At 27.8% G+C, this 12,392-nt stretch carries 9 protein-coding genes; 8 read left to right on the top strand and 1 reads right to left on the bottom strand.

The features are described 5' to 3' along the window. Positions 1 to 15: 15 nt before the first annotated feature. Positions 16 to 1,479: an aminotransferase class I/II-fold pyridoxal phosphate-dependent enzyme gene (locus FGL08_RS09660; protein ID WP_138210590.1), complete on the bottom strand. Its 1,464-nt coding sequence runs from the start codon at positions 1,477 to 1,479 to the stop codon at positions 16 to 18. A gap of 400 nt (positions 1,480 to 1,879) precedes the next feature. On the opposite strand from FGL08_RS09660, the gene FGL08_RS09655 reads away from it, so the two are divergent. The 8 genes from FGL08_RS09655 to FGL08_RS09620 all read left to right on the top strand — a co-directional run bounded on the left by FGL08_RS09655 (position 1,880) and on the right by FGL08_RS09620 (position 12,382). Continuing rightward, a complete protein-coding gene (locus FGL08_RS09655; RefSeq protein ID WP_138210589.1) occupies positions 1,880 to 2,470 on the top strand; it encodes a 50S ribosomal protein L25 in 591 nt (196 codons plus the stop codon). Between the two features lie 162 nt (positions 2,471 to 2,632). Next, positions 2,633 to 4,333 (top strand): phospho-sugar mutase, encoded by a 1,701-nt coding sequence (locus FGL08_RS09650; RefSeq protein ID WP_138210588.1) that lies wholly within the window; start codon positions 2,633 to 2,635, stop codon positions 4,331 to 4,333. A 105-nt stretch (positions 4,334 to 4,438) separates the two neighbouring features. Next, positions 4,439 to 5,518 (top strand): tetratricopeptide repeat protein, encoded by a 1,080-nt coding sequence (locus FGL08_RS09645; RefSeq protein ID WP_138210587.1) that lies wholly within the window; start codon positions 4,439 to 4,441, stop codon positions 5,516 to 5,518. Positions 5,519 to 5,540: 22 nt separating this feature from the next. Further along, on the top strand, positions 5,541 to 6,449 hold the full coding sequence (gene galU / locus FGL08_RS09640) for a UTP--glucose-1-phosphate uridylyltransferase GalU (RefSeq protein ID WP_138210586.1): 909 nt from the start codon (positions 5,541 to 5,543) through the stop codon (positions 6,447 to 6,449). A 213-nt stretch (positions 6,450 to 6,662) separates the two neighbouring features. Next, a complete protein-coding gene (locus FGL08_RS09635; protein ID WP_138210585.1) occupies positions 6,663 to 8,510 on the top strand; it encodes a polysaccharide biosynthesis protein in 1,848 nt (615 codons plus the stop codon). 138 nt (positions 8,511 to 8,648) lie between these two features. Further along, positions 8,649 to 9,965 carry a nucleotide sugar dehydrogenase gene (locus FGL08_RS09630; protein ID WP_138210584.1) on the top strand — a complete coding sequence of 439 codons (1,317 nt, stop codon included), beginning with the start codon at positions 8,649 to 8,651 and terminating at the stop codon, positions 9,963 to 9,965. Positions 9,966 to 10,044: 79 nt separating this feature from the next. After that, positions 10,045 to 11,337 carry an oligosaccharide flippase family protein gene (locus FGL08_RS09625; RefSeq protein WP_138210583.1) on the top strand — a complete coding sequence of 431 codons (1,293 nt, stop codon included), beginning with the start codon at positions 10,045 to 10,047 and terminating at the stop codon, positions 11,335 to 11,337. Positions 11,338 to 11,344: 7 nt separating this feature from the next. Then, positions 11,345 to 12,382: a hypothetical protein gene (locus FGL08_RS09620; protein ID WP_138210582.1), complete on the top strand. Its 1,038-nt coding sequence runs from the start codon at positions 11,345 to 11,347 to the stop codon at positions 12,380 to 12,382. Positions 12,383 to 12,392: the final 10 nt, after the last annotated feature.

Here is a 12,392-nt window from a genome sequence, read left to right as displayed (position 1 = left end):
TAAGGGGATTTTTTATTATTCTATAACAACTTTTATATTTTCAACAGTTGGGTCTTCTGTTCCTTGAACATATAAACCAACTTTTTTAAGTTCTAAAACATATTCTACTACATCTTTAGTTATAATTTCACCAGGACATAATACTGGGATTCCTGGAGGGTAAGCCATTAAGAATTCAGCACTAATTCTACCAATACTCTCCATTATGCTTATTGATTCTGTAGTACTGTTAAATGCCTCACGAGGTTTTTTAATTTGTTCTGGAATTGCAGGGATATCTAAGAAATCAGCAATTGCTTTTCCTTTTCCGTAGTATTCGTTACTAATTTCTTTTAAAGAAGTTAATAATTTATCCATTCCTTCTTTAGTATCACCGAAAGAACCAACAGCTAAAACACTGTAAAAATCGGATAATTCCATTTGAATATGATACTTTTCAGATAAAATCATATCTAATTCATATCCAGTAATTCCAAGATCTCTACATGTAATAGTTATTTTAGTTGGGTCAAAAGCATATGCACCAGGTTTTCCTAAAACTTCTTCACCAAAACAATAGAATCCAGGAATTTTATTAATTTCACTTCTAACATAACTAGCAAGTTCTATAGTTTTGTCTAACAATTCTTTTCCATTAACAACTATTTGTCTTCTAGCACAATCTAAAGATGCCATAAGTATATATGAAGGTGATGTTGTTTGAAGTAAACTTAACATTTGTTTTACTCGAGCAACAGAAACTCTTTCTGATCTAACTTGTAGAAGAGAACCTTGAGTCATTGCACCTATTATTTTATGAGTTGATTGAGCACAGATATCTGCTCCAGCTTCAATAGCACTTACAGGTAATTTATCATTAAATTTTAAGTGAGGTCCGTGAGCTTCATCTACTATAAGTGGTATATCATAGTTATGAACAATTTCTGCTATCTCTTTTATATCAGTTGCTACACCGTAATAGGTTGGATTTATAATTAAAACTGCTTTTGCATCTGGATTAGCATCTAAAGCTACTTTAACAGTTTCAGGTGTAACACCATGAGCTATACCTAATCTCTTATCAAGTTCTGGTTGCATATAGACTGGGATTGCTCCACTTAATATAATACCAGCCGTAACCGATTTATGTACATTTCTTGGTATAATTATTTTATCCCCGTCTCCTACTACAGACATTATCATTGCTTGTATAGCACCAGATGTACCATGTATTGAGAAGAAACATGCATCTGAACCATAAGCATCTGCAGCTAATTCTTGAGCTTTTTTTATTGGTCCTGTTGGATGATGTAAACTATCAACTAACTTAAAAACAGTTACATCAATCTTAAAAGGGTTTGGTCCTATAAAATTTTTAAACTCTTCGTCTATTCCTATACCTTTTTTATGACCAGGAACATGAAAAGGAAGAGTTTCCCTATTAACATACTCCATTAAAGCATCAAATAATGGAGTTTCCATTTGATTTAGCTTGTACACTAACAACACCCACCTTTTTAAATATTTTTACTCTATCCCTAAGATTAACCAATAACTATTATAAATTATCAATTATTTAAAATCAACTACAAAGTAAATACATATTTTAGGAATATATAACAAAAACTATTATTATATTGCATATGTATAATATAAAATCTATAAATATGCTTTAATATATTATCATAAATATCAAATGAAGTAAATTAAATTTATATAACTTTGATTTACTCTAAAATACTTTAAATAATGCATTAAGTTGAAATTGAATAAAAATTACAACTATTCTTTCTATTATTATAAAAAATAAAAGTAATTAAATGATTTATTGTAAAAGTGAATAAACTTACTCTCTTTTGTTAAGAATTTAAATAAAATAATTCTTTTGGGAGGAATTACTATGGAAAATTTAATTATAAATAAAAGAGAGAAAAGATGTAGTAAATATGCTAAAAAGGAAAGAAAGAATGGTAGGATTCCAGGAGTATTATATGGAAAAGAATTTAATAATTATATGTTTGAGGTTGGCGAATTGGAGCTTAATAATAGCATAAGAAAACATGGAGAACATAGTATAATTGATGTAATAGTAGAAGGGGAAAATAAAAAGGTTTTGATTAAAGAGGTTCAAAGAGAACCACTAAATAATAGAATTTTACATGTGGACTTTGAAAACATATCTTTAGACCAAAAGATTATAACAGAAGTCCCACTACAATTTATAGGAGAAGGTCGTGTAAGTAGCAAAGGAGGGATCCTCCAAAAAGAAAAAGATTCATTAAAGGTAGAATGCAAAGCAGATGTAGTACCTCAAAGTATAGAAGTTGACTTATCTAATTTTGATACTGGAGATATATTTAGAATAAGTGATTTAGAATTAGGTGAAGATTTAACTTTTATAGAACCTTTAAACTCTGTAATAGCAACAGTTACTCATAATAGTTTTGCACTTGATGAAAAAGAGGAAGAAGAAGAAATAGCAACAGAATAATTTAAGCTAATGCAGGAATATATGGACTAGATATATTAATATGGTAATTTATTATTAAAGAAAACATCTTTTGAATTTAGATGTTTTCTTTTTTAGTTATAAGTACCAAAAGTGATTGTTATTCATATAAAGTATTATAGAGTAATATTATGGGGGATTTATATGAACTGGAAGAATAGATACAATAACTGGATGAATTCTAATTATGTAAGTAAGGAAGTTAAAATAAAAATTAATAATTTTACAGAATCAGAATTGAGGGATAGATTTTGTGATGAACTTACCTTTGGTACTGGAGGGGTAAGGGGTATAATGGATTATGGTACTAATAGAATAAATGAGTATACTATCGAACTTATAACTCAGGGATATTCTGATTATTTAAATAGTAAGTCTAGTGAAAAAAAAGAAGTTGCTATTGCTTACGATACTAGGAACAATTCTAAGTATTTTGCAGAAATTGCAAGCAAAGTTTTTCTAGGAAACAATATAAAAGTTAAAATATTTGAAGAGCCTACACCAACACCACTATTGTCCTATGTTATTACTAAACTTGGGTTAGATGGTGGTATTGTTATTACAGCTTCTCACAATCCTAAGGAATATAATGGTTATAAAATTTATAATGGATTTGGAGGTCAAATAACTGAGGATAAGGCTAATAAAATTAGAGAGTATATACGTAAGGTAACATCTTTTGATTATATAAAAAAAGTTTCTTCTATAGATGAAAAAGTTTCTTTTATACAAGAGGAAGTAATAGAGGAATATATTAAGGACGTAAAATCCCTTATAATAGATAAAGAAATTCTTAATTATGCTAAAGATGTAAGGATAATATATTCACCCTTATATGGAGCTGGCTCAAAAATGGTGAAGAGGGTATTAAAAGAATGTGGATTTGAAAATGTCAAGGCTGTTTTAGACGAACCAGATGGAGATTTTCCTTTAGTTACTTATCCAAATCCTGAAGAGAAAGAACTCTATAATTTAGTTTGGGAATTATCCAAGGAAAATCTTAGTGATGTACTTATATTGACAGATCCTGATTGTGATAGAGTTGGCATAGCTGTATTATGTGAAGATAAATATAGATATTTTACTGGAAATGAACTTGGAGTTTTATTAGTATATTATATTTTGGAGAGAGATTGTAAGTTAAAAGAAGACATGAAAAAGTTTATTATAAAAACTATAGTTACTACAGATTTGGTCAAAGAAATTGCAAAGGGCTATAAAAATACTAAAGTTATAGAAACTTTAACAGGATTCAAGTATATAGGTGAAAAGGTTGAAGAGTTAGAAAAGAATAAAGAGTGCAAGTTTATATTAGGATTTGAAGAGAGTTTAGGATATTTAAGAGGAAATTTTGTTAAGGATAAGGATGGAGTAATTGGATGTATTAGTATATTAGAGATGATATTATATTATAAAGAAAAAGGAAAAAACTTGATAGATGTTCTTCAAGAGGTTTATAATAAATATGGATATTATAAAGAGGAACTTGTATATTTTAATTTTGAAACTATTGCTGGAAAGAATAATATTAAAAATATAATGACTAATTTTAGAGAGAATATTAATTTAATAAAAGGAAAATTTCAGGTTAAAATATTAGAGGACTATAATACAGGGGAAAGAATTTATTACGACAATAATAATATAGAAAAAATAAATCTACCATATTCTAATGTTTTAAAATTTATTTTAGAAGATAATTGTTCCTTTGTGATTAGGCCATCCGGTACTGAGCCTAAATTAAAAATATATTTTTCAGTAAAAGGTGAAAATTTAGATGACGCAAAATGTAAAATAAATCAATTAAAATTAAAAGTTGTAGAAGTAATTAAAAATATGATGTAAAATATTATAGAAACTAAAGCTAATTTATAATAAAATTATAGATTAGCTTTTAAAACTTGTTTTTTAAAATTTATATATAAATTGTTATTATAGAAAGGAATTAGTATGGATATAAAGTCAAAAGTTAATGAAGGTCTTTCAAAACTTTTATTTTTACAATTAAAAAAGAATAATTATTTAGGAGAATATTATATAAAAGAGGATATATATGCGCCAATAAAAGCTACAACAATTATAGAAAAAATAAATAAAGGTGAAAAGGTGGATAACATACCAGTATCAGCTTTTATTGAAGGTATGTGTTATGTATTAGGTGCAGATGAAGAGTTTCGATTTAAAAATGAATATATTGAAATTTTAAATACTTTAAATGGTAGTGTAGATTTTATAAAAAATAGAATTTTTATGGAAGTAAAAGATAAAAAGTATGAAGAAGCTTATATTTTTATTAAGGGACTTTTAAAAATAGAAAACTCTGAAGAAGTTTATAACAAGGCTTTCTTACTTCTTCAAGAGCTAATTTCCTTGGATGAAGATTATAGAGAGGAAGAGTTTTATATAATAGATTCGGCAAAAAATATACCGAATTATTCACTACCGTACTTTTATGAGGCTATGGCTTATAGAGATGTAAAGGAATTTGAAAAAGCCTTAGTTTCAATTCATACATACTTAGAAAAAGGCGGTAAAGAGACGGAAGAAGTTATTGAACTTAAAGAGAATTTAATTAGTATTAATCAGTTTAATAAAGGAAAGAAACTTTCAACAGAAAACCCTGAAGAGGCATTGAAATATCTAATTCCATTAATCGATTATTATGGTGAAACTGCTAATATATATTATTATATAGCAGTTTCATATAGAAATTTAGGGAATTTTGAAAAAGCTATTTATTATCTAAATGAGGCTGCAACTATAGATGATGCTCTTATCGAAGTTTTAAACGAATATGGAATAAATTACGCAAGTTTAGGTGAATTTAATAGAGCTGTAGATTATTTTGAAAAAGCTTTTGAAGCTTGCAAGAATATTGAGATATGTACAAATATAGTTATGTGCTATATTAATTTAAAAAATATAGAAAAAGCCAAAGAATATATGGAAAAAGCTATAAAATTAGATGAACAAGATGAAATTGTAAAAGAGCTAATCACTTATTTTAATAATATAGATATACAAATTTAATTTTTTGAGAGGAGCAATTATAATGAAAGTTAAAAAAGCCGTAATACCTGCAGCAGGATTAGGAACTAGATTTTTACCAGCTACAAAGGCACAGCCAAAGGAAATGCTTCCTATAGTAGATAAACCTACTATACAGTACATAATAGAAGAGGCTGTTGCATCAGGTATAGAACAGATACTTATTATAACTGGAAGGAATAAAAAGTCTATAGAAGATCATTTTGACAAGTCTTTTGAATTAGAAGAACAATTAAAAGCAAGTGGAAAAGAGCAATTGCTTGATGTTGTCCAAGATATATCTAACATGGTTGATATACACTATATAAGGCAAAAAGAACCTAAAGGCTTAGGCCATGCCATAAATTGTGCAAGAATATTTGTTGGCAATGAACCTTTTGCCGTGTTATTGGGTGACGATGTAGTAGATAGTGAAAAACCTTGTTTAAAGCAGCTTATGGAATGCTATGAAGAAGTTAATACTAGTGTCCTTGGAGTACAAGAAGTTAGTCCAAAGGATGTTTCTAAATATGGAATAATAAAAGGTGATAAGCTTAGAGATAGGGTATATAAAGTGGAAGATATGGTGGAAAAACCTGCAGTCGGGGAAGCACCTTCTAATGTAGCCATATTAGGAAGATATATAATAACTCCCGAAATATTTGACATATTATCTACTTTAGAACCAGGAAAAAACAATGAAATCCAATTAACAGATGCTCTTAAAGAGTTAATGGGAAAAGAGAGTATGTATGCCTATAGTTTTGAAGGAAAAAGGTATGATGTAGGAGATAAGTTAGGATTCTTAGAAGCTACTGTTGAGTATGCACTTAAAAATGAAAATCTACAAGATGGATTTATGAAGTACTTACAGTCTATAAAGAATAATAGCAATTTTTCAGAGTTATACAATAAAGTTTTAAATAATAAATAAAAATCCCTTTTGGGATTTTTATTTATTATTTAGTAAAAGTTATATAGTAAGTAAATTAATTTTTATATGGAAGAACTATTTCTATGTAAAAAAATGATGAATTAGTAAGTTAATTAATAAAAAAAGTTGAATAATTTCTAAAATGATGTAAAATTAATAAGAAGATAAAATTATACTATTTAAAAAATGCTTTAGCAAGGACGTGATTTAGGAATGAAGAAGGATAGATTATTTGTGGTTTATGATTCCATCCTAGTTGTAGTTGCACTTTATATTTCCTTGGCATTAAGATTTGACTTTAAAATACCTAAAGAATATTTTCAGTTTTTTTTATATTCAATAATTCCAGTAATATTAATCACAATATTTTTTAACTGGATATTTAAACTATATAAAAATATATGGAAATATGCATCTACAGATGAGTTATTGTCTACTACATATTCTGTATCTTTAGCAAACCTTACAGTTATAGTTTATAGTTATTTAATTACATATAAGTTATTAAAGAGTTCATACTATAGATTTCCGCTTACAGTTCTTTTAATATTTTGGTCATTAAGTATAGCATTGTTAGGCGGAGTAAGATTTTTAAGTAGAATAATGTCAAGACAAGATAAAATAAAAGATACAAAATGTGCGCTTATAAACTTACTAATTATAGGAGCTGGTGATGCCGGTGCATTGTTAATGAAAGAAATCAATAAACATGGGGAACTTAAATATAATCTTGTAGGGTTTATAGACGATGACTATGATAAAAAAGGAAGGCATATAGGTGGAGTAAAAGTTTTAGGTGGAAGAGAGGATATTATTAAAGTTTGTAAAAAATATAATATAGAAGAAATCATAGTATCTATGCCATCTACAGATTTTGCAACAAAAACTGAGATACTAAATATATGTAAAAAAACAAAATGTAAGCTAAAAACGATTCCTGGAATATATGAAATTATTGAAGATAAAGTTAGCATAAAACAAATAAGAGATGTTAATATAGAAGACTTGTTAGGAAGGGATGAAGTAAAGCTAAGTAATGAAAATATTAAGGAATATATTGAGGGGAAAAACGTATTAGTAACTGGTGGTGGAGGGTCTATAGGATCTGAATTATGTAGACAAATTATAAAATTTAATCCGAAAGAGTTAATAATACTAGATATATATGAAAATAATGCTTATGACCTTCAGATGGAGCTTATAAGAGAGTATCCTAATTTAGATGTGAGAGTTATTATAGCTTCTATAAGAGAACTAGCAAGACTAAGAAATATATTTAAAGAACACAGACCAAACGTTGTCTTTCATGCTGCAGCTCACAAACATGTACCTTTAATGGAGAATAATCCTGGAGAAGCTATAAAGAATAATATTGTAGGCACGTATAATGTAGCTAAATGTAGTAGTGAATTTGATGTTAAGAAATTTGTTATGATAAGCACAGATAAGGCTGTAAATCCCACAAATATAATGGGAGCTACAAAAAGGTTCTGTGAGATGATTATTCAAGCTTTTGATGCAGTTAGTTCAACTGAATACGTTGCAGTACGATTTGGAAATGTTCTAGGAAGCAATGGTTCTGTAATCCCATTATTTAAAAAGCAAATAGCTAAGGGAGGGCCAGTTACAGTAACGCATCCTGAAATTAATAGATTTTTTATGACTATACCTGAAGCTAGTCAATTGGTAATACAAGCTGGGGCTATGGCAAAAGGTGGAGAAATATTTGTTTTAGATATGGGTAAACCAGTTAAAATAGCCGAATTAGCTAAGGACTTAATAGAGCTATCTGGACTTAAACCTAATGTAGATGTAAAAATTGAGTATACAGGATTAAGACCAGGGGAAAAGTTGTATGAAGAACTTTTGATGGATGAAAAAGCTTTAGAATCAACAGAACATAAAAAAATCTTTGTTGAACAACCTAGGAAGTTTGATATTAAGGAAATTGAAAGTAACATAGAGGAATTATTACAAACTGTGAAAAGTGGGAATCCTGAAAGTATATTCTCAAAAATGGAAGAAAAGGTTCCAACTTATAGAAGAAAAAAGAATTTATAAAAAATAAACAATTAGGATAATAATATTTATATAAACAAAGTTAAAAAGTTAACTAATTGGTATAGAATTTTACTGCTAATTAGTGATAAAATACATGTATTAATGAAAATATTTTTTTAACTTTTAGGAGGTTAAATAATGTCAGAACTTAGAGAACAATTATTAAAAAAAATAGAAAATAAAACTGCAAAATTAGGTGTAGTTGGACTTGGATATGTAGGTCTACCTCTTGCTGTAGAAAAGGCAAAAGCTGGTTTTCAGGTTATTGGGTTTGATGTACAAGACGAGAAGGTTAGCATGGTTAATGAAGGTAAGAACTATATTGGAGATATAATAGATTCTGATTTAGAAGAATTGGTTAATAAAGGAATGATAAAAGCAACAACTGATTTTTCATTCGTTGGGGAAGTCGATGCAGTTGCTATAGCTGTACCTACTCCGCTAGATAAATTTAAACAACCAGATGTATCTTATGTTAAAAAATCTACAGAAGATATAGCTAAATATCTACATAAAGGTATGCTTGTAGTATTAGAAAGTACTACATATCCTGGTACAACAGAAGAAATAGTAAAACCTATATTAGAAAGTAGTGGATTAAAATGTGGAGTGGATTTCTTCTTAGCATTTTCACCAGAAAGGGTTGACCCAGGTAATAAACAATTTAAAACTAAAAACACTCCAAAAGTAGTTGGAGGATGTACTCCAGAGTGTACGGAAATAGCAGCTAAACTATATAAAAGTGTATTGGAAGGTGATGTATTTGAAGTATCTTCACCAGCAGTTGCTGAAATGGAAAAAATACTTGAAAATACATTTAGACATATAAATATAGGTTTAGTTAATGAAATGGCTATATTATGCAAAAAAATGGGTATAGATATTTGGGAAGTTATTGAGGCAGCTAAAACTAAGCCTTATGGATTTATGCCATTCTACCCAGGTCCAGGACTTGGAGGGCATTGTATACCATTAGACCCATTCTACTTAACTTATAAAGCAAGAGAGTTTGATTATCATACAAGATTAATCGAAACAGCGGGAGAAATCAATGACTTCATGCCAGAGTTTGTAGTAGAAAATTGTATGAAGTTCTTAAACGAAGATAAGAAGGCATTAAATGGAGCAAAAGTTTTATTACTAGGTGTAGCGTATAAAAAAGATATTGATGATATGAGAGAGTCACCAGCTTTAAAGGTGATAGAGCATTTAGAAAAAGCAGGTGCGAATATAATAGTTAACGATCCATATGTTCCAAATTTCAAACATATGGGAAAAGAATATCTATCAGTTGATTATAAGGAAGTTATTAAAGATGCTGATTTAGTAATTATTACAACAGATCATACAGACTATGACTATGAGTTTGTAGTAGAGAATGCAAAGATTCTTTATGATACAAGAAATGCTACAAAAGATGTAGTTAATAATAGAGAGAAAATTAATAAGCTTTAGTATACAGAAGTATAATTTTAGCAAGGAATATCAATTTTAAAATGGTATTCCTTGCAATAATATTAAATGAGGTATTTAAATGAGTAATTATAAAAAGAACATATTGAACAATTTTATTACGAATATATTTAATATGATCTTGGCGTTTTTTGTCAGTATTTTGATTTCTAGAAAGTTAGGACCTGGGGGTAAGGGATACTTATCTTTTTTTATGTTATTAGCAGATTTAATAGCGAGTTATGGACATTTAGGTGTAATAAATGCTACTAATTATTTCCAAACAAGAAAGGGTTTCAAAAAACAAACTATATATAACATTAATTTAACTTATAATATACTTATATGTGGAATAGTAACAATAGTATCTGGTACATTATATGTAAATGATGTTATTTTTAAGGGATATAATATTTGGGTGTTTATTGCTTTTATACTGTATACTATTTTTATCTTATTAAGATCCTTTTTTAATAGTATCTATATTGGTGATGAAAGAATTAAAGCCATGAATACTTTTACAGTATTACCTGCAACCATATCAGCTATTGCTGTTATTTCTATGATTAATCATTTAACTATCTTTACATACATTTGTATAAAAGTTATAGAGGTAGGGATAAATGTATTGCTATTGTTATTTAACTCAAAGTATAAATATAGACCATATTTTTCATTTAACATAATTAAAGATGAAATTAGATATGGAATTAATCCATTACTTGCAAACTTATCTATCTACCTAAATTATAAAATAGATCAATTTTTAATTAAATTTTTAAACGGAAATATAGAATTAGGATTATATACTACGGCTGTAATGTTATCTGAATTAGTTTTAGTAATTCCACAAGCTATAGCTAATCCTATAACTGCAAAGTTATATAATCTTCCATTGGAATCAAAAGAAAGAAAAGATACTATAGTAAAAACTTTAAGATATGGTTTTACAGCATGTGTAATTTTAACTTTAATAGGGATGTGTTGCATACCCTTAATACCTATAGTTTATTCAGATAAATATATACCTTCTCAGTTGATTACTTTTATACTATTTTTGAGTATACCTTTTGTTTCTATTGGTAAAATTACAACTCCTTATTTTTATTCAAGTGGAAATGTAAAAATTATAACAAGATTTTCAATAACATCATTAGTTGTTAATACTGTATTGAACGTATTGTTTATTCCTAAATTCAGAGGTATAGGTGCAGCGATGGCCTCAAGTATTTCTTATTGCGTTTATGGAGTTCAATATATTAGATATTTTAGAAAAGAACTTGACATTAAAGTTTTAGATTTACTTTTCATTAGTAGAGATGAGTTTAATCAATTGATTAAAAGTGGAATAAATTCCTTTAGAAGAATGAGGTGATATTAGTATGAAATATTTTATACACTCAGATTATGTTAATGCATGGACCGTTAAAAAAGGTTTAGAAAAACTTGATAAGGAACTGATAAATACTGGGGAAAATGATAGGCTATTAGTTAGAAGAGAAGAAAAAATTGAAAAAGGGGATTGGATATTTTTTACAGAGGAAAAATCATTGAAAAAGTATGTAAATAAAGGTACTTACAAATTTTATCCCCAAACCCTAGAAGAAAAATTATTAGATAATAAATATGAGTTTGGGAAATTCTTAGAATACATTGGGGAATTAGCTATACCCTATACGATTAATGAAGAAGAAGTAGAGGAATTCCCTGTCTTTTTTAAATGTAAATATTCATGGAAAAATGGTGAAAAGAAACCTAGGGGTTATATAGTTAAAACTAGAGAAGAAATTAATAAGTTAAAAAAGGATTTAATAAACAAAGGAGAAAACTTGGAAGATTATTTCTTCCAAAAGCTTTTAAAGTCTCCACCAGAAAATAATATTTCTGTTTCAGGTTTTTTTGATTATGAGAATAATAAAAGAAATGTTACTATAGTAACTAAAAAAACATTAGGTGAAGAGGGTAAAATAGCTACAGGATGTATAGTTGAAACTATAGAAGATCCGATAAACTTAAAAGAAAGAACTTTTGATATTTTAAGTAGTATGAAATATAAGGGACCCTTTGAATTAGAATTTTTTTATGAGGAAGCAGATGATTTATATTATGTTTTAGAACTTAATCCTAGATTTTGGATGCAACATGGTATATTTGTAGATAAATATGACAATGCACTTATTAAGAGATATCTTAACCTAGATACAGAGGAAGATTGGAAAAAGGATAATGTTTATAAAAAAGTTGTATGGATAAACAACTTATTTTATTTTAAAGATAAGATGAAAAGTAATAGGGAAAGATTAAGTATATATAAGGAAGTTAAAAATAAGAACAAAGATTGCGTAGTTCTATTTCCAGATAATATTACGACTATTAAATATTATATTAAATCTAAAGTCAAAATGTTATTTAAAAAGTAGTACTAGGTGT

Origin of the sequence: Hathewaya histolytica (assembly GCF_901482605.1) — a bacterium.
GTDB classification, from domain to species: Bacteria; Bacillota; Clostridia; order Clostridiales; family Clostridiaceae; genus Hathewaya; species Hathewaya histolytica.
Note: the sequence above shows the minus strand (reverse complement) of the source record. Positions and strands in the feature narration are given on the sequence as shown.